Below are 21,928 nucleotides of genomic sequence, written 5' to 3'. Positions count from 1 at the left end.
TTTTATTTGTGTATAAAATGCGGTCAAATGGGCATATCCTCTTACTATATGACAGTTGACGGAGGTGTGCCATGAGAAGAATGTTGGACGTGTTAAAAGTGTTTCTTTTATTTACGGGATGTACGATTTTATTTTATTATAGTATTGTATGGATGAGCGAGGAATATAACTATTATCGTCGCTACGATGAGCCGATGGGATCAGCTGTGAAAGTATCAACGACGGAGCAACAAGAAACATATTGGATCGATCGACTATTGTTTTTTTATCAAAACGGGGAGTAGAGTGCGTGTGGAAGATCAAGTAAAAGATTTTATTCACTATTTAATTGTTGAACGAAATTTAGCTCATAACACGATCGTGTCATATGAGCGCGACTTAAAAAAATATGTTCAATATTTACAGAAAGTCGAACAACTGTGTCGTTGGAATGATGTAACCCGTTTTCATATTATGCAATTTTTAAAGTTTTTAAAAGAAAAAGGAAGCTCGGCGAAAACGATTGCCCGTCATCTAGCATCTGTTCGATCGTTTCATCAATTTTTACTGCGTGAAAAAGCCGTTGATCAAGATCCAACCGTTCATATTGAAACGCCGCAACTGCCAAGAACATTGCCAAACGTGTTGTCGATGGCAGAAGTCGAGGCATTATTAGAAGCGCCAAAGGAAAATACACCGTTTAGCATTCGCGATAAGGCGATGTTAGAATTGTTATATGCGACAGGTATTCGTGTAAGCGAGCTCATTCAATTAAACGTATCTGATGTTCATTTAACGATGGGATTCATTCGTTGTTACGGAAAGGGACGGAAAGAACGGATCGTTCCGATTGGAAAAATGGCGACAGACGCGTTAAAACGGTATATAGAGCAAGGTCGACCAGAGCTGTTACGAAGAAAAAAAGGGACGACAGACGCACTGTTTTTAAACCATCACGGCGAGCGCTTAACAAGACAAGGATGTTGGAAAATTTTAAAACGGCTTGCTCAAGAAGCAAATATTCAAAAAACGTTAACGCCACATACGTTGCGCCATTCGTTTGCGACGCATTTATTAGAAAATGGGGCGGATTTACGCGCCGTACAAGAAATGCTCGGACATGCCGATATTTCTACAACGCAAATTTATACGCACGTAACGAAAACGCGATTAAAAGATGTGTACAAGCAGTTTCATCCTCGGGCATGACTGTGACGATGATTTGTCACAGTTTTTTTATTGCAATTCATTATGAAAACGTTTTATAATTTAGTTGTCAGACTTCTGACAAATATGAACGATGCGTGATTTTGTTTCATAGTGGGCATGCTATGAAGCGAATGAAACGATTGGGGAGGTAAAACGGTGAAGCCTACATATAAACGTGTATTTTTAATTGTGATGGACTCTGTTGGCATCGGCGAAGCGCCAGATGCGGAAAAATATAACGACAAAGGTGCCGATACGCTTGGACATATTGCCGAACATCGCGGCGGCTTGAACATGCCGAACATGGCGAAGCTAGGGTTAAGCAATATTCGTGAAATTCAAGGCATTCCAAAAGCCGAAAAGCCGCTAGCATATTTTACGAAAATGCAAGAAGCGTCCGCGGGAAAAGATACGATGACGGGACATTGGGAGTTGATGGGGCTTCGCATTGATACGCCGTTTCAAGTATTTCCTGACGGATTTCCAAAAGAGCTGATTGATGAATTAGAAAAACGAACAGGAAGAAAAGTGATCGGGAATAAACCAGCGAGTGGCACAGCAATTATTGATGAGCTCGGCCCTGAACATATGGAAACAGGTGCGCTTATTGTATATACGTCAGCCGACTCAGTGTTACAAATCGCAGCACATGAAGAAATCATTCCGTTAGAAGAATTGTATCGTATTTGTAAAATTGCACGTGAATTGACGCTTGATGAAAAATATATGGTCGGTCGCGTCATTGCTCGTCCATTCATCGGGAAGACAGGAAGCTTCCAACGGACAGCGAATCGTCACGATTATGCGTTAAAACCGTTTGGTCGTACGGTAATGAATGAATTACAAGATGCAGGTTACGACGTGATCGCCATCGGTAAAATTGCTGATATTTACGATAACGAAGGTGTGACACAAACGTTGCGCACAAAATCAAATATGGACGGAATGGACAAATTAGTCGATACGTTACAAATGGACTTTACAGGGCTCAGCTTTGTGAATCTTGTTGATTTCGATGCATTATACGGTCATCGTCGTGACCCAAAAGGATACGGAGATGCGTTAGAAGAGTTTGATGCCCGTTTACCAGAAGTGTTTGAACGTTTAAAAGAAGACGATTTATTAATTATTACGGCAGACCATGGAAATGACCCGGTTCATCATGGAACCGACCATACGCGCGAATATGTTCCCCTTCTCGTTTATAGTCCGAGCATGAACGGAGGTAAACAACTGCCGTTGCGTGAAACGTTTGCAGATGTTGGAGCAACAATTGCAGAAAACTTCCGTGTAAATATGCCGAAATACGGAACGAGCTTTTTACATGAGTTGAAATAAGGAGCGTGACAAAATGAATCGAGCAGCAATTGAACAAGCGGCACAATTTTTAAAAGAAAAGTTTCCAACCCCGCCACAAATCGGTCTCATCCTCGGTTCCGGTTTAGGTGTGTTGGCAGATGAAATTGAACAAGCGATCAAAATTCCATACAGCGACATTCCGAATTTCCCTGTATCGACGGTCGAAGGACATGCAGGTCAGCTCGTATACGGTCAATTAGAAGGAGCGACAGTTGTCGTTATGCAAGGTCGTTTCCATTATTATGAAGGATACAGTTTCGATAAAGTGACGTTTCCTGTACGCGTGATGAAAGCGCTCGGTGTGGAACAGCTTATTGTCACAAATGCAGCAGGTGGTGTGAATGAATCGTTTGAACCGGGCGATTTAATGATTATTTCAGACCATATTAACAACATGGGCGGCAATCCGCTTATCGGTCCGAATGATGCTGCACTTGGTGTGCGCTTCCCAGACATGTCGGAAGCATATAGCAAAAGACTTCGTCAACTCGCGAAAGATGTGGCGAATGAAATTGGATTGCGTGTGCGCGAAGGGGTATATGTCGCCAATACAGGTCCAGCATACGAAACACCAGCAGAAATCCGCATGATTCGCGTCATGGGTGGCGATGCGGTCGGCATGTCGACCGTACCAGAAGTCATTGTCGCTCGCCATGCGAACATGGAAGTATTAGGAATTTCTTGCATTTCCAATATGGCTGCAGGTATTTTAGATCAGCCACTGACACACGATGAAGTGATCGAAACGACAGAAAAAGTAAAAGCGGACTTTTTACGATTTGTAAAAGCAATCGTGCGCAACATGGCGAAAAAATAAACGAGAAGGTGAATGACGATGAGAATGGTCGATTTAATTGAGAAAAAACGTGACGGCCACGCATTAACGAAAGAAGAAATTCATTTTATCATTGAAGGTTATACAAAAGGTGACATTCCAGACTATCAAATGAGCGCATTAGCGATGGCGATTTTTTTCCGCGGCATGAACGAAGAAGAAACAGCCGAATTAACGATGGCGATGGTGCATTCCGGTGATACGATTGATCTTTCAAAAATCGAAGGTATTAAAGTCGATAAACATTCAACAGGTGGTGTAGGCGATACGACGACGCTCGTTTTAGGTCCACTTGTTGCATCTGTCGGCGTTCCGGTTGCAAAAATGTCTGGCCGTGGTCTTGGTCACACAGGCGGAACGATCGATAAATTAGAATCTGTGCCAGGATTTCATGTTGAAATTAACAACGACGAATTTATTGAACTTGTCAATAAAAATAAAATTGCTGTTGTCGGTCAGTCGGGTAATTTAACGCCAGCCGATAAAAAATTGTATGCGCTTCGCGATGTAACAGCAACGGTGAACAGCATCCCGTTAATTGCTTCATCGATTATGAGCAAAAAAATTGCAGCAGGTGCAGATGCGATCGTACTTGACGTAAAAACAGGTGCAGGCGCGTTTATGAAAGATTTAAACGACGCTAAAGCGTTAGCAAAAGCGATGGTTGATATCGGCAACCGCGTTGGACGTAAAACAATGGCAATTATTTCTGATATGAGTCAACCGCTCGGCTATGCGATCGGAAATGCGCTTGAAGTGAAAGAAGCGATCGATACGTTAAAAGGTGAAGGTCCAGAAGACTTACAAGAGCTTTGCTTAGTACTTGGAAGCCATATGGTATATTTAGCGGAAAAAGCATCTTCGCTCGAAGAAGCTCGTCATATGTTAGAGAAAGCAATGAAAGATGGCTCAGCACTTCAAACATTCAAAACGTTTTTAGCTGCACAAGGTGGCGATGCATCTGTCGTTGATGACCCAAGCAAATTGCCGCAAGCCAAATATGTCATTGAACTTGAAGCGAAAGAAGATGGATACGTATCAGAAATTGTGGCGGATGCGGTTGGAACGGCAGCGATGTGGCTCGGTGCAGGCCGTGCGACGAAAGAATCAACAATTGATTTAGCCGTCGGTTTAGTGCTTCGTAAAAAAGTTGGCGATGCGGTGAAAAAAGGTGAATCACTCGTTACGATTTACAGCAACCGTGAACAAATTGATGATGTGAAACAAAAACTATATGAAAACATTCGCATTTCTACGACACCTGTCCAAGCTCCAACATTAATTTATGATAAAATTTCGTAACCTGAAGGACTCGTTCCTTCAGGTTTTTTATGTATATAAAAAATAAAAAATGGAAAGGATGGCAAGTATAAAGAAATGGAGGGTTGGAGATGAAGCGATTTTTTTATGTGCTTGCCATCGCGTTATTATTTATTCCGATCGTATCCGTGCATGCGGAACAACCGAAAGTGGAATTAGCGACTGAAGCGCGATCTGCTATTTTAATTGAACGCGATACTGGGGCTATTTTGTATGAAAAAAATGCCCATGAGCCGCTTCCACCTGCGAGCATGACAAAAATTATGACGATGCTTCTCGTTATGGAAGCGATTGATCAAGGAAAGTTGAAGTTAGATGAACGGGTGCGTGCGAGTGAATATGCTGCATCGATGGGCGGTTCGCAAATTTTTCTTGAACCAGGAGAAGAAATGACGGTTGACGATTTATTAAAAGGTGTCGCCATTGGATCGGGCAATGATGCGTCCGTTGCGTTAGCGGAACGAATTGCGGGATCAGAGGAAGCATTCGTTCATATGATGAACGAAAAAGCGAAACAGCTTGGTTTAAAGCATACTGCGTTTGAAAATACGACAGGTTTACCAGCGAAAAATCATTATAGTACTGCATATGATATGGCGATGATGGCAAAGGAGCTATTGAAATATGATTTAATTACAAAATACACAGGTATGTACGAAGATTATTTACGAGAAAATACGGACAAAAAATTTTGGCTTGTCAATACAAATCGGCTTGTGAAATTTTATCCGGGCGTCGATGGATTAAAAACAGGTTACACGAACGAAGCAAAATATTGTTTAACGGCAACGGCGAAAAAAGGCAACATGCGCGTCATCGCTGTCGTGTTTGGGGCGCCAACGCCAAAAGCACGAAATGCACAAATTACGAAAATGTTAGATTATGCATTTAGTCATTACGAAACGAAGCCGCTTTATAAAAAAGGCGAGACAATTGCCATGCTCCCTGTTAGCAAAGGAAAGAAAAAGGTGGTCGCCGCCGTGACATCTGAGCCGATTTCTGTCCTATTGAAAAAAGGAGAAAAATCTGAAGCGGTACAAACGAAATGGAAGTTAAATGAGAAAGTGAAAGCCCCTGTGAAAAAAGGGGACGTGCTCGGTACGCTCGTTATAAAAAAAGATGGAGCGGTGATCGCGAAAAGTCCTTTAGTGGCAAAAGAGCAAGTAGGAGAAGCAAATATGTGGGAATTGTTTAAACGAATGTTTCGTTCCTTCTCACGCACATCTTGACGAAATGAGACGAATGACGACTAGTTTTGTCAGTAAGAAGGATTGACACATAAACAAATCGAATTCTTCCTTAACCTAAACGGATAAGGAGGAAACGATAGTGAGTTTATCGATTCAGTTGGAAGTGAAACAACACGTATTACTTGTTCGATTAGCTGGCGAACTAGACCATCATACAGCCGAACAGTTGCGCGCAGAGATGACGGATGTATTAGAGCGAGAGCGAATAAAAGCGATCGTTTTAAACTTAAATGAGCTAACGTTTATGGATAGTTCAGGATTAGGTGTCATTTTAGGAAGATATAAGCAAATTCAACGCATGGGTGGAGAGATGGTCGTCTGCTCCGTTTCTCCGTCAATTAAGCGTTTGTTTGATATGTCAGGGCTGTTTAAAATTATTCGGTTAGAAGTCAATGAGCAGTATGCATTACAAACGTTGGGGGTGGCGTAAATGAGAAATGAAATGCATCTTCAATTTTCCGCCCTCAGCCAAAATGAATCATTCGCCCGTGTGACAGTTGCTGCGTTTGTTGCGCAACTCGATCCAACGCTCGATGAGCTCACGGAAATTAAAACGGTCGTATCCGAAGCTGTAACGAATGCGATTATTCATGGCTATGAAAATGATCCAAGCGGCGTCGTCTATATTTCTGTCATCATTGAAGGGCATACGGTCCATTTAACGATTCGCGATCATGGAAAAGGGATTGAAAACGTGGAAGAAGCGCGTCAGCCGTTATTTACGACGAAGCCAGAGCTCGAGCGTTCCGGTATGGGATTTACGATTATGGAAAACTTTATGGATGAAGTAAACATTTACTCAAAAGTGAATGAAGGAACGACTGTGGAGTTGATTAAGCATTTAACGAAAAGCAAAGCGCTATGCAATTAAGGGAGACGTGCCTATGGATGTCGAGGTACAAGCTGTCAAAGACCATGAAATCAAAGAGTTGATTCGGAGGAGCCAGCAAGGGGATCAGCAAGCGCGCGATGAGATTATCGAAAAAAATATGCGGCTTGTCTGGTCGGTTGTGCAACGGTTTTTAAACCGAGGATATGAGCCAGAAGATTTGTTTCAAATCGGTTGTATCGGTTTAATGAAATCCGTCGATAAGTTTGATTTATCGTATGACGTCAAATTTTCAACGTATGCAGTACCGATGATTCTTGGAGAAATTCAACGCTTCATTCGCGATGACGGATCCGTGAAAGTGAGCCGTTCATTAAAAGAAATCGGGAATAAAATTCGCAAGGCAAAAGATGAATTATCGAAGCGAAACGGTCGCGTCCCGACGGTAAATGAAATTGCTCAATTTTTGCAAATTTCACCTGAGGACGTTGTATTAGCGCAAGAAGCGATTCGTTCGCCCGCATCTATTCATGAAACGGTGTACGAAAACGATGGCGACCCGATTACGTTGCTTGATCAAATTGCAGACGAACAAGATGTTTGGTTTGATAAAATTGCGTTGAAAAAAGCGATGGAAGAATTAGATGAACGCGAGCGACTCATCGTTTATTTGCGTTATTATAAAGATCAAACACAATCAGAAGTGGCAGCTAGATTAGGCATCTCTCAAGTGCAAGTATCTCGTTTAGAAAAAAAAATATTGCAACAAATGAAAGCCCGAATGGATGAATAAGTCCGTTCGGGCTTTTTATGCATACGGAGGAAGGTCATATCTCATACTACAAATACAATGATGGAAGCAAGGTGTGAGCATGAAAGAAACGATTTTTTTGAAAATGCGTCATCGTGTGCAAGTGCAGCCAAATGCAACGGTTCGAGTAGGAGATGTTGCACAAGTCGTCGCAAAGAAACGAATGGACGATATTGTGCAAACCCCGATTTATACCGTGCAAAAAAAAGATCGAAACATTGTTATTATTGATGTCATGCATGTGATGAAAGCATTAATGGCCGTTGCGCCGCATGATGATATTCAGTCGCTCGGACCGTCACAAACGATCGTTGAAGTCGTTTATGAAAAAAAACGATGGGGCTATTTATATGTTCCAATCGTTTGGCTTCTTTTATTTATCGGATCGGGGCTTGCAATTATGAATTTTCACGAAGATGTGAGCATGCAACAAGTACAACAACGGCTGTATCGGGTAATCACAGGAAAAGAAGTAGACAAACCGTTATGGTTTCAAATTCCGTATTCCCTCGGATTAGGTCTCGGGATGATTTTATTTTTCAATCATTTTTTTAAAAAGCGAATTAATGAAGAGCCGAGCCCACTTGAAGTCGAAATGTTTCAATACCAACAGTCGCTCGATCAATATGTCATTATGCATGAAAATAAAGAAGCGATGAGGCGAATGGACGATGATTCGTGAGCTAATTGTAGCATTTGTCGGATTGGCGGGAGGATTAGCTGTCGGTTCTGGTTTTGTGGCGTTTTTAACCGTTCTTGGTGTCATTCCGCGCTTGACGCAGCTCACAAAAACGATGAAATGGATCGCGACGTATGAATGGGGCGTTGTACTCGGTGCGGTCGTAAGCAGTTGGGTGAGCTTGCGCGATCCTCTTTTTTCTTTTCCACCTATTTTGGCAAGCGTCATCGGATTGCTTAGCGGTGTATTTGTCGGCATGCTTGCTGCGGCCTTAACGGAAGTATTAAACGTATTTCCGATTTTAGCGAAACGACTCGGCATTGATGAACAAATTGTCGTGTTATTAATGGCGATGGTATTTGGCAAAGTAGCAGGCTCTCTTTTTCATTGGATATATTTTGTTGATCGATAGGGGGAGACAGATGGGAAAAGCATTTTTGTTCGGAGGGTTTATTGCGGTCGTTGGACAAGCGCTCATCGATATGTACAGCATATGGTTTCATATGAATGAGGCGGAAGCCATTCGTTGGATGAACGGGACGTTGATCGTATGTGCAGCGATATGGACACCTACTCGATTGTATCGCCAGTTCACACAGTTTGCAGGTGCGGGAATGATTGTGCCGATGATGAGTTTAGCAAACATATGGAGCGCAAGTGCGCTCGAATATCGCAATGAAGGAGCGGCAGAACATATGCTTTCTGTTGGCGGGAGCATCATTGTGACGTTAGTTGTAGCATCATATGTTGCATCATTGTTTTTATAAAGGGGGGATTACATGAAAAAAGTAGGGGAACAAACGATTGTATTTGATACTGACATTTATATCGAATCGGTCGGCACGGTTGTCGGTCCGAAAGAGCGTGAAGGTCCACTCGGCTCATCATTTCATCGAGCTTATGACGATTTATATTGCGATGAACAAAGTTGGGAGCTCGCAGAACGGCGGTTGATGAAAGAAGCGATTACGATTTGTTTAACAAACGGAGACGTACAAACAGAAGACGTTGATTTGTTTATTGCGGGGGATTTACTCAATCAAACAGTCACCGCCAATTATGTTGCAAGAGAACTAGATGTGCCCTTTTTAGGGGTATTTAGTGCTTGTTCAACGATTACGGAAGCGATGCTTGTTGCCGCTACGTTTATTGACGGGGCGTTTGCCCGTCGTGTATTAGTGGCAACGAGCAGCCACTACGGAGCAGCTGAACGTCAGTTTCGCTTTCCGACGACAATTGGCGTCCAAAAAGGAGAAAGTGCATCGTGGACTGTGACTGGCGGAGCGGCCGCACTATTAAGTACGATCCGTTCCCCCTTTCGCATGCGCACAGCAACAATTGGAAGAGTAATCGATAGCGGTATAACGGATCCGCTCGACATGGGACGAGCAATGGCACCGGCCGCATTTGCAACAATAAGGCAACATTTTGCAGACTGCGGACTTTCACCGGAAGCGTATGATGTGATCGTTACAGGAGATTTAGGAAAAGTCGGAAGCAGCGAACTCAAGTCGTTATGTCATGATGCCAACATGAATATAAGCGAGCGATATAACGATTGCGGCGTGCTCATTTACGATGCAGAACAGCAAGCGTTTGCGGGGGGAAGCGGGTGTGCGTGTTGTGCTGTTGTCATGTACAGTTATTTTCTTGAACAGATGAGGGAGAAAAAAATAAAGACAATGCTCGTTGTTGCGACGGGAGCTTTATTTAATAGTACGATGGTGAAACAAAATCAAACGATTCCAGCGATCGCTCATGCGATTGCCATTGAAGCGGTGACGTAAAGATGGAAACGTACGTGTATGCATTTGTCATCGGTGGCACATTGGCGCTAATCGGACAGTTGTTGCTAAGGAAGTGGTCGTTTATTCGCGTTATGACGATATTTGTATTTATCGGTATGGTGACCGAATCGATCGGTGTATACCGTCCCATTCAGTCATTTGCGCATGCAGGGGTAGAAACGACACTTGTTCATCTTGGAGCTTCTTGTATACAAGCGGTAAAAACGGGGGACTTTACAAATGTCGTTTTTTTTCTTTCTTTTCCAATCTTCGTCGCCTGGATGACCGCTATTGTTTGTAAGCCGAGAGGAAGGATCGAATGAAAAAAAGGAAAGTTATTTTAGTGACAGATGGAGATGAGCATGTGCGACGTGCGCTTGAATGGTTAGCGAAACAATTTGGTGCGCGCTGTATTAGCCAATCGCAAGGCAACCCATCGTGGCTAACAGGGAAGCAGCTTGTTGAACTTATTTTGCAGACGCCGTATGATCCTGTTTTTGTCATGTTTGATGATAGTGGCATTATCGGCGAAGGGGCAGGTGAACAAGCGCTTCGTTATGTCGCGACGCATGAGCAAATCGATGTGCTTGGAGCGATAGCGGTTGCGTCTGATACGAACAATCAAGAATGGACAAAAGTAAATATTTGCATTGATTATGATGGAAGCTTCACATCATACGGTGTCGATAAAGAAGGAATTGCTGAGTGGGAATTCGGTCGAGTAAATGGAGATACGGTATATTGTTTAGATGAATTAAATATCCCAATTGTTGTTGGAATTGGCGATATCGGAAAAATGAGACGTCGTGATGATATTCGCAACGGTTGCCCGATTACGCGCAAAGCGATTGAATATATTCTCGAAAGGAGCAAACGCGATGAAAACAGAAAGTTACACACCGATTTCTCCGAAGTTGAATGAAAACGAACAGTTTTTCAAAGATGCGATCGGAGTCGGAACGAGCTTCGATTTAGGCGTCCGTAAATTGAACATTTTAAAAACAGATGTTCACTTATATTATTGTAACGGTCTTTGTGATACACAATATATTATTGAACTGCTCGAAATGCTTGTCCAAGTCAATGATCGCGAGCGGCAATCAGCTAAGCTGCCTGAAATTATCGAAAACCGTCTCGTTCACCAACAAGTGAATCCAGTGAAAAGTTTAGATGAAGCGGTTGATTTTTTGTTAACCGGTTTAATTTTATTGTTTATTGACGGAGAAACGAAAGCGTTCGCTGTCGATGTGCGCAGTTATCCAGGGCGTTCACCCGAAGAACCAGATACCGAAAAAGTGGTGCGAGGGGCGCGTGATGGCTATGTTGAAAATATTGTCGTCAATACGGCGCTCACGCGTAGACGCATTCGAGATGAACGGCTTCGCTTTGAAATGATGCAAGTGGGCGAACGTTCAAAAACAGACATTTGTATTGCATATATTCAAGACGTAGCCGACCCAGGACTTGTCGAGCTTATTAAAAAAGAATTAAACGAAATTCAAATTGATGGGTTAACGATGGCGGATAAAACGATTGAAGAATTTTTAGTGAAACAAGGATACAATCCGTATCCGCTCGTTCGGTATACAGAGCGACCAGATGTCGCTGCCACACATTTATTAGAAGGGCACGTGATCATTATGGTCGATACGTCACCAAGCGTCATTATTACGCCAACAACGTATTTCCATCACGTTCAACATGCAGAAGAATATCGACAATCTCCAGCAGTAGGAACGTTCGTCCGCTGGGTGCGATTTTTAGGCATTTTTGCCTCGCTTTTTTTACTCCCGCTTTGGTTTTTGTTTGTGCTTGACCCATCGTTACTACCGGAAAAGTTGGCGTATATCGGGCCAAATGAAAAAACAAATATCCCTATTTTTGTGCAGCTTCTTATTGCTGATATTGGTATTGAGTTTTTACGGATGGCTGCCATCCATACTCCAACACCGCTGTCTACGGCAATGGGCTTAATTGCAGCTGCATTAATTGGACAAATTGCCATTGACGTTGGGCTATTTGTGCCAGAAGTGATTTTATATGTATCTATCGCTGCGATCGGTTCTTTTGCGACCCCGAGCTATGAATTAAGCATTGCCAATAAAATTTTTCGTCTTTTATTTTTAGTTGTCATTGCGTTGTTTGGTGTCCCTGGATTTATGATTGGCGTCACGGTCTTTTTACTTTTCCTTGCCAACATTCGTTCATTAAATACCCCATATTTATGGCCGTTTATTCCATTTGATCCGGGGGCGTTTATGCAAATTATCGTGCGGCGATCTGTAGCTGGTTCATCGATTCGCCCAAGCATCGTACATCCGCAAAATAAACAAAAACAACCGACATAAAAAGGTTGAAACGTACCAAAATTTATGGTACGTTTTCTTTAATTATTTCGGAATCATCAGGAGGATGTATAATTATGCACGGAACGATGCGAATAAATGATCGGGGACATTTAGAAATTGGCGGTGTCGATACTATTGACTTAGCTCGCCTATACGGAACCCCGCTTTACGTTTATGATGTTGCTCTCATTCGTGAGCGTGCGCGAGCGTTTAAGCGAATGTTTGATAAACATCGTGTACGTGCGCAAGTCGCGTATGCAAGCAAAGCGTTTTCGACAATTGCAATCGTGCAATTGATGGAACAAGAAGGATTATCTCTCGATGTCGTTTCCGGTGGGGAGCTGTACACCGCATTAGCTGCTGGATTTCCGGTCGAACGTATTCATTTTCACGGCAACAATAAAAGTGAAGAAGAATTACAAATGGCCATTGAAGCGAAAATCGGTTGTGTCGTCGTCGATAATTTTTATGAGCTACAGCTACTGCAACAGCTTTGCTGTGCGCATGAATATACGATGCCTATTTTATTACGTGTCACACCAGGCATTGAGGCACATACACACGACTACATCTTAACAGGTCAAGAAGATTCGAAATTTGGATTTGATTTGCATAATGGACAAGCGGATGAAGCATTACAGCGTGCGCTCGCTTCTTCCCATCTTCATGTGCTGGGCATTCATTGTCATATCGGTTCACAAATTTTTGATGCGACAGGTTTTGTCCTCGCAGCGAAAAAGCTATTTGAGAAACTTGCTACATGGCGTGATACGTACCGTTTTACTGCACAAGTCGTCAATCTTGGCGGCGGTTTTGGCATTCGTTACACGAAAGAAGATGATCCGCTTGCACCGGAACAATATGTGGAGCAAATTATTGAAGAAGTGAAACGAAATGTCGTAGCATTTGATCTACCGTTTCCTGAAATTTGGATTGAACCAGGTCGCTCGCTTGTTGGAGATGCAGGGACAACGATTTATACGATCGGTTCTCGTAAAGAAGTGCCAAACGTTCGTCAATATGTTGCCGTAGATGGTGGAATGAGCGACAATATTCGTCCTGCGCTATATGAGGCAAAATACGAAGCGGTGTTGGCTAACCGCATGCATGAACATTGTGAAGAAGTGGTAGCGATCGCTGGGAAATGTTGTGAGTCAGGGGACATGCTTATCTGGGACTTGCCGCTTCCGAAAGCGCAACCGGGCGATTATTTAGCTGTTTTTTGTACCGGTGCTTACGGTTATGCAATGGCAAATAATTACAATCGCATTCCGCGTCCAGCGGTCGTATTTGTTGAAGATGGTGAAGCAGAGCTTGTCGTGAAACGCGAAACGTATGAAGATTTAATTCGACTCGACTTGCCGCTGAAAACGAAAGTAAAAAAATAACCGAGGTCGTTACCTCGGTTATTGCTCGTTCACACATAAGTAGGCGTTACGCTCCAAACGCTCCGCGAAGGGCATTCCATATTTCACGCAAAAGATCGACGATGCGTTGAATAAACGTGCGCCCTTCTTCCGTTTGTAAAAAAGCAGATAGCTTGTCTTTCGCTTGAGCAAGCTGTTCGTTTACTTGATTCCAGTCGATGTTCACGTTTTTCATTTTATTAAACAAAGAAAGCAAGCTGTTTATTTCGTCTTCTGTTAGCGTAATGCCAAGTTCTTGAGCGATCCGCTCAATGAGTGCACGCATATCCGCATCTGTTTTTGGCGGATTTTTCGCTATTTCTTCTTTAATTTTTGCGAGCAGCGCGACCGCTTGATCGTTTCCGATTGATTCGCCAAGCTGTGCCGTTTTCACCATTTCTTCGTTCGCTACTTTTTTCACTTCATCAGGGATCGTTTCATTCGATGAAAGTTCGTACGCTTTCATTAACCCTGTTAGCGCAGCTGTTCCGGATACAGGAAACGGTGCGGTAATGTAAATGACTGCATCTTTCACTCCTGCAGTAATGAGCGCGTTCATATACATTTCTTTTGTTACCCAGTTAATGTTATTTGTTTCGACTTGCAGACCTGAACCTGGTGCTCCAATCGTAATTTTTGATGACGAAATGGCTTTCGTTCCGATTTGTCCTTTCGGAATAATGTCGCCGAGATATTTATGTTCTTCTGCATTTGTGACCGTAATGATTTCAGCGTTTTCCGGTACATTCATTTCTTTTAATATTTGTTGCTTTTGCTGCTCTGTTAAATTTTCTCCGAGCGTAATAATGACGTCTCCTTCAATCGCATCAGCAAAACTAACTGACGGAATCATAAACAACAGTAAAATAAATATCGTAAACCACTTTTTCATTTGACAACCTCCTTCAATCTCTTTCTGTACTATTGTACAAACATTTGCGTGAACATAGAAGCGAAATGTAGTAAAATGAAGCTACACTTGTTTTTACGATAGAAAGGTGGAAAAGTTTCATGAAGAAAAAAGGATATATTTTAATGGAGAATGGTGGAAAGGTGCAATTTGAACTATTCCCGAATGAAGCGCCAACAACAGTCGCCAATTTTGAAAAACTAGCGAATGAAGGATTTTATAACGGGTTGACGTTTCATCGTGTCATTAAGCGATTTGTAAGCCAAGGTGGCTGTCCGATTGGAAATGGAACAGGCGATGCAGGTTATACCATTCCGTGCGAAACAGACAACAATCCACATAAACATATCGAAGGTGCGATATCGATGGCCCATCGAGGTCGTGATACAGGAAGTTGCCAATTTTTTATTTGCCATGAACCACAGCCGCATTTAGATGGTGTGCATACCGTATTCGGTCAAGTCACCGATGGCATGGACGTTGTAAAGGCGATGAAAAATGGAGATGTCATGAAAGAAGTGAAGGTGTGGGACGAACAATAAAGTTAAAGGAAGGATGAAGAGATGAAAAAAAACTGGGCGTTATTTTTCATCCTTTTACTCGTTAGTTTCGTTTGGGGAGCAATGTATTGGTTGTTTATTGCAAAGTCATAGACATTTCGTTTTATTGTGATATAATGAATAAAAATGGAATACGCGCATCCTTCGGGGCAGGGTGAAATTCCCGACCGGCGGTAATGAAACGGATGTTTCTTAGCCCGCGAGCCGTTAAGGCATGATCCGGTGCAATTCCGGAGCCGACAGTATAGTCTGGATGGGAGAAGGATTGCCAAAAACTCACGTCACTTATTGGAAAAAATAAGCTTGGCGATGGGTTATTTTTGCTATGCAAAAAAGGCGATCTTTACATACATCTTGCCCTAGGACGTCGTTCCTAGGGTTTTTTTATTCATACTGGAAAGGTGGTGCGATATGGACGAACGATATATGCGCTTGGCGTTGCAATTGGCGGAATCAGCACGTGGACAAACGTCGCCAAACCCGCTTGTTGGTGCAGTTGTTGTAAAACATGGTGAAATTGTCGGCTTTGGGGCGCACTTGAAAGCAGGGGAACCGCATGCGGAAGTACATGCGTTGCGCATGGCAGGGGAGAAAGCGGAAGGAGCGACGGTTTATGTGACGCTTGAGCCGTGTAGTCATTACGGTAGAACCCCTCCTTGTGCCGATTTATTAATTGAAAAAAAGGTAAAGCGCGTCGTCGTTGCGACGACGGACCCGAATCCGCTTGTTGCGGGAAAAGGCATTGAAAAATTGAAGAGAGCGGGCATCGATGTTACCGTCGGCGTATTGAAAGAAGAAGCGGATGCGTTAAACGAAATGTTTTTTCATTATATTTCAACGAAAATGCCTTATGTCACGTTAAAGTATGCGATGAGTTTAGATGGGAAAATTGCAACAAGAACAGGGGAAAGCAAGTGGATTACGTCGGAAGAAGCGCGGCGTGATGTGCATCGCGAGCGACGAATGCATGATGCGATCGTTGTCGGTGTCGGCACGATTTTAGCCGACGATCCGAGCTTAACTGTTCGTTTCGGTCATGAAGGAAAACAACCGATTCGTGTTGTGCTTGATACACATTTGCGCACACCGCTTCATGCGAACGTTGTGACAGACAAGATGGCTCCGACATGGATCGTCGTCGGACATCACGTCACTGAAGAACAAATGAAGCCGTATGAACAGGCTGATGTACAAATGATTCGCATGAATGAAAATAAAATTGATGTTCCGTCTCTTTTACTTGAGCTCGGCAAGCGAAACGTCATGTCCATATTTGTTGAAGGTGGAGCGCAAGTGCACGGTAGTTTTTTACGTTCTCGTTCCGTTCAACAAGTGATTGCGTATATCGCACCGATGTTGATTGGGGGGAATGAAGCTTCTTCTGCCATCGGTGGAGAAGGATTTGGACGAATGATAGATGCGCTCCGTTTACAAGTGAAACATGTCGAAAGGATCGGACCAGACATAAAAATCGTTGCTAAAGGATGATCGCGATGTTTACAGGGATTATTGAAGAAATCGGAACGATTCAACAAATGAAACAAACAGGGGAAGCGATCGTTTTGACGATCGAGGCAAAAAAAGTGCTACAAGACGTACAGCTCGGTGACAGCATTGCCGTCAACGGCGTTTGTTTAACAGTCACATCGTTTACTAATCGCTTTTTTACTGTCGATGTGATGCCTGAAACAGTGCGAGCGACGTCGCTTCGAACGCTTGTGGTAGGAGCGAAAGTCAATTTAGAGCGGGCGATGGCTGCGAACGGTCGCTTTGGCGGACATTTCGTTTCGGGACACGTAGATGGTGTTGGACGCATCGTTCGTAAACAGCCTGTCGCAAACGCTGTGTACTATGACATCGAAGTGCCGAGCCATTTGCGCAAATATATGATTTTAAAAGGTTCTGTAGCTGTTGACGGCACAAGTTTAACGATTTTCGGTTTAACAGATCGAACGTTTACGATTTCGCTCATTCCGCATACGCGTGAAGCGACGATTTTAGGTGCCAAAAAAGTTGGCGATATTGTCAATATTGAATGTGACTTGATTAGTAAATATGTTGAACAGTTCGTTAGCGGGAAACGTGAAGGATTGACGATGCAATTTTTGCAAGAGCACGGATATAAGGAGTGAGCGCTGATGTTCCATACAATTGAAGAAGCGATTTACGATTTAATGCAAGGGAAAATTATTATCGTTTGCGATGACGAAGATCGTGAAAATGAAGGGGATTTTGTAGCGCTTGCAGAAAAAGCAACGCCGGAAGTCATTAACTTCATGATTACGCACGGGCGCGGTCTCGTTTGCGTGCCGATTACCGAAGAATTAGCTGATCGGCTCGATTTAGCGCCAATGGTTAACCATAATACAGATGCGCACGGAACAGCTTTTACTGTCAGCATTGACCATAAAGCAACGACGACAGGCATTAGCGCATTTGAACGCTCGCTGACCATTCAAGAGATGCTGAATCCAGAAGCAAAAGCAAGCGATTTTAAACGACCAGGTCATATTTTTCCGCTTGTTGCGAAAAAAGGCGGGGTATTGCGCCGCGCGGGGCATACGGAAGCAGCTGTCGATTTAGCCCGTCTTTGTGGAGCAAAGCCAGCAGGTGTCATTTGTGAAATTATAAAGGATGATGGAACGATGGCGCGCGTGCCGGATTTAAAGAAAATTGCGGAACAATTCGATATGAAAATGATTACGATTAAAGATTTAATCGCCTATCGCAATCGAAAAGAAAAGCTTGTCAAACGCGAAGTGGAAATTACGTTACCAACCGATTTTGGCGAATTTAAAGTGATCGGATATTCCAATACGTTAGACGGAAAAGAACATATCGCCATCGTTAAAGGTGAAATCATTCCAGATGAACCTGTGCTCGTGCGCGTTCATTCCGAATGTTTGACAGGTGATGTATTCGGCTCTCACCGTTGCGATTGCGGTCCGCAACTTCATGCTGCTTTAGCGCAAATTGAAGAAGAAGGGCGGGGAGTATTGCTATATATGCGTCAAGAAGGACGCGGCATCGGCTTGTTAAACAAATTGCGCGCTTATAAGTTGCAGGAACAAGGATACGATACGGTTGAAGCGAACGAAAAATTAGGTTTTGCGCCAGACTTGCGCGATTATGGAATCGGTGCGCAAATTTTAAAAGATTTAGGTGTGACAAAAATGCGCTTATTGACGAACAATCCGCGTAAAATTACCGGATTGAAAGGGTACGGATTAGAAGTCATTGAGCGCGTGCCGTTGCAAATGCCAGCGAAGCGCCATAATGAGCGCTATTTGCGCACAAAATACGAAAAACTAGGACATATGTTGCACTTTTAAAGGAGGAGAAAAACATGAACGTATATGAAGGAAATTTAGTTGGCACAGGATTAAAGATTGGCATTGTTGTTGCGAGATTTAATGAATTTATTACAAGTAAATTGCTTAGCGGGGCACTGGACGGATTAAAACGTCACGGAGTAGAGGAACAACATATTGATGTCGCATGGGTACCAGGGGCATTTGAAATTCCGCTTGTCGCGAAAAAAATGGCGGAGTCGAAAAAATACGACGCTGTCATTACACTTGGTGCCGTCATTCGCGGAGCGACGAGCCATTACGATTACGTATGTAATGAAGTAGCGAAAGGAACATCGCACGCCGCTCTTTCTTCAGGCGTTCCGGTCATTTTTGGAGTGTTGACGACAGATACGATTGAACAAGCGATTGAGCGCGCTGGGACGAAAGCAGGAAATAAAGGTTGGGAGGCAGCGCTCAGCGCCATTGAAATGGCGAATGTCATGCGCACATTTTCTTAAAAAATGTTTAAAAAAGCGGCAAGACCGTTTATAATAGCAATAGCGAGTAAACAATAAGTCTTGTCGATAATGAGGGATTCATATGCTAGTTCGCTATCGAAAAAACTATGAGAAAATTGCGATGGGTCTTTTGTCGTTTATGCCAAATGAAAAAGACTTAAAACAGCTTCAACAAACGATGAAAAACTATGAAACAAACGACGATTGGCAGCTGTTTTTATGGAAGCAAGAAGAAGATTTTATTGGCATTATCGGCGTAATTGTGCGCGAACATGCGGTTGAAGTGCAACATATTAGCGTCAATCCATCCCATCGCCATCAAGGTATTGGAAAGCAAATGGTGAAAGCGTTAAAAGAATTGTATCCAAATAAGTCGTTATGCGCCAATGACATGACCGCTCCATTTTTGGATAAATGTGAACAATGACAGGGATCAACGTCCCTGTCTTTTTTGCTTTTGCCGTTCACGCTCAGCAACGACATCGCTTCGGTCGCGCAACTTATGTTTATGAATAATATATTCGTTTGACATATCGCTTTTTTCTCCCCATACAACCCCTTTTACATCGCATTGTTGTTGACATATGTGCAACAAAGAAATATCGTGAATTGGAAGACAAATACTTTCATACGGTTGTCCATCATCTATTCGCTTCACGTACGTATGAAGCAGAGATACAAGTTGCTCGACATGTATGCCAAGTGCTTCGTATGCTTGTTTTTCTTTTTGACATGCACGCATGGCTTTCGTGAACATTCGTTTTGCACCAGCGATATTTCCTCGGCGATAATGGTACATGCCAACGGCAAGCTGAATGAGACCGATCCATATATGTTCCTTTGTTTGTTTCCAATGCTCTTCTAGCACTTCATGACATTCGAAATAGTCGCGCGTGGCATGGAAGTGAAGTAAATATTCGATATATGCCTTTGGATACAAGTGAAAGCCCCCTTTTTTCATATGCTTACGTGTATTATACTATTAGTTGTGAAAAAAGGTGGGATCAATGTGCATTATCATGTAAAATTAGATCAATTTGAAGGGCCACTTGATTTATTGTTGCATTTAATTCATCGATATGAAATTGATATTTATGATATTCCTGTTGCGCAAATTACGGAGCAATATATGGCTTACATTCATGCGATGAAACAATTGCAGCTCGATGTAGCGAGTGAATATTTAGTGATGGCAGCAACGCTCATTGAAATGAAAAGTAAAATGTTGTTGCCAAAACACGAAGAAACGCTAGAGGATCAAGAATTATTTATCGAAGAAGATCCGCGCGAACAATTAATGCAACAGTTAATCGAGTATAAAAAGTTTAAAGAAGCAGCGAAGCAGTTGCGCGAGCGGGAAGAAGAGCGAGCGCTTTTATTTACGAAACCGCCGAGCGATTTAACCGCTTATGCGGCGAATGGTGCTCCACTTGCGCTTGATGTAGATTTGTATGATATGCTTGGAGCGCTTGCCAAATTGTTGCGGCGCAAAAAATTACAAAAGCCGCTTCATACGAAAGTGGCGCGTCAAGAAATTCCAATCGGAAGACGAATGGAAGAAATTTTACAAATATTAAAAAACGGAGAGCGAACGAACTTTTATGATTTATTTCCGTATGACGATCGCGAGCAAATTGTCGTGACGTTTTTAGCTTTGCTTGAACTAATGAAACGAGACGAAATTATTGTCGAGCAAGAAAACAATTTTGCTGATTTATACATTCGACGAAAAAGGTGATGCATATGAATGAATTGGCCATTATGGAAGCGTTACTGTTTGCGGCGGGTGAAGAAGGATTGACGTATAAACAAATGGCGGATGTGCTTGATATACAAGAAGAGCGTGTCTATGAACTCGTGCAACAGTTGAAACGTATGTACGAAACAACAGAGCGCGGTATTACTGTTGTTGAAATGGCAGGAACGCTTCAGCTTGTGACGAAAAAACAATGCGCGCCATATTTACAAAAGCTCGTTGAGTCGCCAACAACGTCATCGTTGTCACAAGCAGCGCTTGAAACGTTAGCGATCATCGCCTATCGCCAACCGATCACGCGGGCAGAAATTGAACAAATTCGCGGCGTCAAAAGCGATAAACCGCTTCAAACACTATTAGGAAAAGCGTTAATTAAAGAAGTAGGTCGAGCGGAAGGAACAGGTCGCCCGATTTTATATGGGACAACAAAAGAGTTTTTAGACTACTTTGGCTTAAAGACGTTAGACGAACTTCCGCCTTTGCCGCAATGGGATGAACAAGAAGAAGAACGCGAAGCCGACTTATTTTTCGAACGCCTCAACGAACAACTGCAAGAAACGAATGAGTAAATCAAAGGTGAATTGTCAATGAGCTTTAGCTTTTTCATTTTTCTTATTTTCGCTCTCATCTTTGGAAGAATGATAGATTACTTTATCGAAACGTATGTGGATATAACAATTGTACAAAGTGCCATTAAAATTTTTATCGTTGTCTTTGGATTTGTTTTTTTGCATAAAATAGAAAAACGCTACGGCTTTTCTAAGAAAAAGATAAAAATGAAAATATGGATCCCAAGTCTGATCGGCGTGTTATGTTTAGCAATTTTTTTATACGAAATCGGCACATTGCCAGGAAAGTAAACAGGTGCTTTTATGCGCCTGTTTTTTCTTTAAAGTGAAAAAATTACGAAATGTATTGACCGTTTTTTTTTGGTTCATCACCAAAAGATGTACTTGCACCTGCCATTAAAGTATGTTAGTCGTTTCTAACCGAACCCGTAATGCAAAACGCTGGATATTTCTGTATCCATATCCCCGACGTTTGATCAGCTTGATCTTGTTATTCGTTCCTTCCATTTT

Annotated in this window: 29 protein-coding genes and 1 riboswitch; of the genes, 26 read left to right on the top strand and 3 right to left on the bottom strand. The window is 42.7% G+C overall.

Annotated elements, in window-relative coordinates; all coding sequences use genetic code 11:
• Positions 1–71 precede the first annotated feature (71 nt).
• From ES017_RS12495 to lysA, 17 genes are all read left to right on the top strand, one after another.
• Positions 72–284, top strand: coding sequence for a YqzK family protein (locus ES017_RS12495; protein WP_171335150.1), 213 nt, complete (start codon positions 72–74; stop codon positions 282–284).
• 7 nt (positions 285–291) lie between these two features.
• A complete protein-coding gene (xerD, locus tag ES017_RS12490; protein ID WP_171335149.1) occupies positions 292–1,188 on the top strand; it encodes a site-specific tyrosine recombinase XerD in 897 nt (298 codons plus the stop codon).
• Between the two features lie 156 nt (positions 1,189–1,344).
• Positions 1,345–2,526 (top strand): phosphopentomutase, encoded by a 1,182-nt coding sequence (gene deoB, locus ES017_RS12485; protein ID WP_171335148.1) that lies wholly within the window; start codon positions 1,345–1,347, stop codon positions 2,524–2,526.
• 13 nt (positions 2,527–2,539) lie between these two features.
• Entirely contained in the window at positions 2,540–3,364 is an 825-nt protein-coding gene (locus ES017_RS12480; protein ID WP_171335147.1) for a purine-nucleoside phosphorylase, read from the top strand.
• Between the two features lie 18 nt (positions 3,365–3,382).
• Positions 3,383–4,684 carry a pyrimidine-nucleoside phosphorylase gene (locus ES017_RS12475; RefSeq protein ID WP_171335146.1) on the top strand — a complete coding sequence of 434 codons (1,302 nt, stop codon included), beginning with the start codon at positions 3,383–3,385 and terminating at the stop codon, positions 4,682–4,684.
• Between the two features lie 89 nt (positions 4,685–4,773).
• Positions 4,774–5,931: a D-alanyl-D-alanine carboxypeptidase family protein gene (locus ES017_RS12470; protein WP_171335145.1), complete on the top strand. Its 1,158-nt coding sequence runs from the start codon at positions 4,774–4,776 to the stop codon at positions 5,929–5,931.
• A gap of 100 nt (positions 5,932–6,031) precedes the next feature.
• Entirely contained in the window at positions 6,032–6,382 is a 351-nt protein-coding gene (spoIIAA, locus tag ES017_RS12465; protein WP_021095893.1) for an anti-sigma F factor antagonist, read from the top strand.
• Positions 6,383–6,823 carry an anti-sigma F factor gene (spoIIAB, locus tag ES017_RS12460; protein ID WP_004889709.1) on the top strand — a complete coding sequence of 147 codons (441 nt, stop codon included), beginning with the start codon at positions 6,383–6,385 and terminating at the stop codon, positions 6,821–6,823.
• Between the two features lie 13 nt (positions 6,824–6,836).
• Positions 6,837–7,574, top strand: a complete 738-nt coding sequence (gene sigF / locus ES017_RS12455) for an RNA polymerase sporulation sigma factor SigF (RefSeq protein WP_021095895.1) — start codon at positions 6,837–6,839, stop codon at positions 7,572–7,574.
• 79 nt (positions 7,575–7,653) lie between these two features.
• Positions 7,654–8,274 carry a stage V sporulation protein AA gene (locus ES017_RS12450; RefSeq protein WP_009373802.1) on the top strand — a complete coding sequence of 207 codons (621 nt, stop codon included), beginning with the start codon at positions 7,654–7,656 and terminating at the stop codon, positions 8,272–8,274.
• The gene (locus ES017_RS12445; RefSeq protein WP_021095896.1) at positions 8,264–8,683 is read left to right on the top strand and encodes a stage V sporulation protein AB; all 420 of its coding nucleotides are present in this window, start codon (positions 8,264–8,266) and stop codon (positions 8,681–8,683) included. The genes ES017_RS12450 and ES017_RS12445 overlap by 11 nt, the downstream gene beginning before the upstream one ends.
• A gap of 10 nt (positions 8,684–8,693) precedes the next feature.
• Complete coding sequence (locus ES017_RS12440; protein ID WP_021095897.1) at positions 8,694–9,038, top strand: SpoVA/SpoVAEb family sporulation membrane protein; 345 nt, start codon at positions 8,694–8,696, stop codon at positions 9,036–9,038.
• Between the two features lie 12 nt (positions 9,039–9,050).
• Positions 9,051–10,058 (top strand): stage V sporulation protein AD, encoded by a 1,008-nt coding sequence (gene spoVAD, locus ES017_RS12435; protein ID WP_021095898.1) that lies wholly within the window; start codon positions 9,051–9,053, stop codon positions 10,056–10,058.
• A 2-nt stretch (positions 10,059–10,060) separates the two neighbouring features.
• On the top strand, positions 10,061–10,381 hold the full coding sequence (locus ES017_RS12430) for a SpoVA/SpoVAEb family sporulation membrane protein (protein WP_012574655.1): 321 nt from the start codon (positions 10,061–10,063) through the stop codon (positions 10,379–10,381).
• The gene (gene spoVAEA, locus ES017_RS12425; protein ID WP_021095900.1) at positions 10,378–10,980 is read left to right on the top strand and encodes a stage V sporulation protein SpoVABEA; all 603 of its coding nucleotides are present in this window, start codon (positions 10,378–10,380) and stop codon (positions 10,978–10,980) included. The genes ES017_RS12430 and spoVAEA overlap by 4 nt, the downstream gene beginning before the upstream one ends.
• The gene (locus ES017_RS12420; protein ID WP_021095901.1) at positions 10,937–12,406 is read left to right on the top strand and encodes a spore germination protein; all 1,470 of its coding nucleotides are present in this window, start codon (positions 10,937–10,939) and stop codon (positions 12,404–12,406) included. Before spoVAEA ends, ES017_RS12420 begins: the two co-directional genes overlap by 44 nt.
• A gap of 68 nt (positions 12,407–12,474) precedes the next feature.
• Positions 12,475–13,794, top strand: coding sequence for a diaminopimelate decarboxylase (lysA, locus tag ES017_RS12415; RefSeq protein ID WP_143249234.1), 1,320 nt, complete (start codon positions 12,475–12,477; stop codon positions 13,792–13,794).
• Between the two features lie 46 nt (positions 13,795–13,840).
• On the opposite strand, the gene ES017_RS12410 is transcribed toward lysA, so the two are convergent.
• Positions 13,841–14,704 (bottom strand): DUF1002 domain-containing protein, encoded by an 864-nt coding sequence (locus ES017_RS12410; RefSeq protein WP_021095903.1) that lies wholly within the window; start codon positions 14,702–14,704, stop codon positions 13,841–13,843.
• 119 nt (positions 14,705–14,823) lie between these two features.
• Between ES017_RS12410 and ES017_RS12405 the strand changes: the two genes are divergently transcribed.
• The 6 genes from ES017_RS12405 (at position 14,824) to ES017_RS12380 (ending at position 19,520) form a co-directional block, all read left to right on the top strand.
• Positions 14,824–15,264: a peptidylprolyl isomerase gene (locus tag ES017_RS12405; RefSeq protein ID WP_021095904.1), complete on the top strand. Its 441-nt coding sequence runs from the start codon at positions 14,824–14,826 to the stop codon at positions 15,262–15,264.
• Positions 15,265–15,418: 154 nt separating this feature from the next.
• A riboswitch (FMN riboswitch) is annotated at positions 15,419–15,551 on the top strand.
• A 142-nt stretch (positions 15,552–15,693) separates the two neighbouring features.
• Entirely contained in the window at positions 15,694–16,770 is a 1,077-nt protein-coding gene (gene ribD, locus ES017_RS12400) for a bifunctional diaminohydroxyphosphoribosylaminopyrimidine deaminase/5-amino-6-(5-phosphoribosylamino)uracil reductase RibD (RefSeq protein ID WP_042534380.1), read from the top strand.
• Positions 16,771–16,775: 5 nt separating this feature from the next.
• Complete coding sequence (gene ribE, locus ES017_RS12395; RefSeq protein WP_021095906.1) at positions 16,776–17,414, top strand: riboflavin synthase; 639 nt, start codon at positions 16,776–16,778, stop codon at positions 17,412–17,414.
• A 6-nt stretch (positions 17,415–17,420) separates the two neighbouring features.
• Entirely contained in the window at positions 17,421–18,614 is a 1,194-nt protein-coding gene (locus ES017_RS12390) for a bifunctional 3,4-dihydroxy-2-butanone-4-phosphate synthase/GTP cyclohydrolase II (RefSeq protein ID WP_021095907.1), read from the top strand.
• 14 nt (positions 18,615–18,628) lie between these two features.
• Positions 18,629–19,093, top strand: a complete 465-nt coding sequence (gene ribH / locus ES017_RS12385) for a 6,7-dimethyl-8-ribityllumazine synthase (RefSeq protein ID WP_006318211.1) — start codon at positions 18,629–18,631, stop codon at positions 19,091–19,093.
• Positions 19,094–19,175: 82 nt separating this feature from the next.
• The gene (locus ES017_RS12380; RefSeq protein ID WP_021095908.1) at positions 19,176–19,520 is read left to right on the top strand and encodes a GNAT family N-acetyltransferase; all 345 of its coding nucleotides are present in this window, start codon (positions 19,176–19,178) and stop codon (positions 19,518–19,520) included.
• A gap of 6 nt (positions 19,521–19,526) precedes the next feature.
• Here ES017_RS12380 and ES017_RS12375 read toward each other — a convergent pair whose 3' ends face one another.
• Complete coding sequence (locus ES017_RS12375; RefSeq protein WP_021095909.1) at positions 19,527–20,033, bottom strand: DUF309 domain-containing protein; 507 nt, start codon at positions 20,031–20,033, stop codon at positions 19,527–19,529.
• Between the two features lie 69 nt (positions 20,034–20,102).
• Between ES017_RS12375 and ES017_RS12370 the strand changes: the two genes are divergently transcribed.
• Genes ES017_RS12370 through ES017_RS12360 form a run of 3 tightly spaced genes read left to right on the top strand, consistent with a single transcriptional unit; the run spans position 20,103 to position 21,709 of the window.
• Entirely contained in the window at positions 20,103–20,831 is a 729-nt protein-coding gene (locus tag ES017_RS12370) for a segregation/condensation protein A (protein WP_021095910.1), read from the top strand.
• Between the two features lie 5 nt (positions 20,832–20,836).
• Entirely contained in the window at positions 20,837–21,418 is a 582-nt protein-coding gene (scpB, locus tag ES017_RS12365) for an SMC-Scp complex subunit ScpB (RefSeq protein WP_021095911.1), read from the top strand.
• 18 nt (positions 21,419–21,436) lie between these two features.
• A complete protein-coding gene (locus ES017_RS12360) occupies positions 21,437–21,709 on the top strand; it encodes a hypothetical protein (protein WP_021095912.1) in 273 nt (90 codons plus the stop codon).
• A 105-nt stretch (positions 21,710–21,814) separates the two neighbouring features.
• On the opposite strand, the gene ES017_RS12355 is transcribed toward ES017_RS12360, so the two are convergent.
• Positions 21,815–21,928 (bottom strand): transposase (locus ES017_RS12355; protein WP_171334972.1); only part of this gene is annotated, 114 nt, incomplete at its 5' end.

The sequence above is a fragment of the Anoxybacillus sp. EFIL genome (genome assembly GCF_013096955.1).
In the GTDB taxonomy this organism is placed as follows: domain Bacteria; phylum Bacillota; class Bacilli; order Bacillales; family Anoxybacillaceae; genus Anoxybacillus; species Anoxybacillus ayderensis.
The sequence above is the reverse complement of the archived record's forward strand: the minus strand, read 5'-3'. Positions and strand labels throughout refer to the sequence as shown.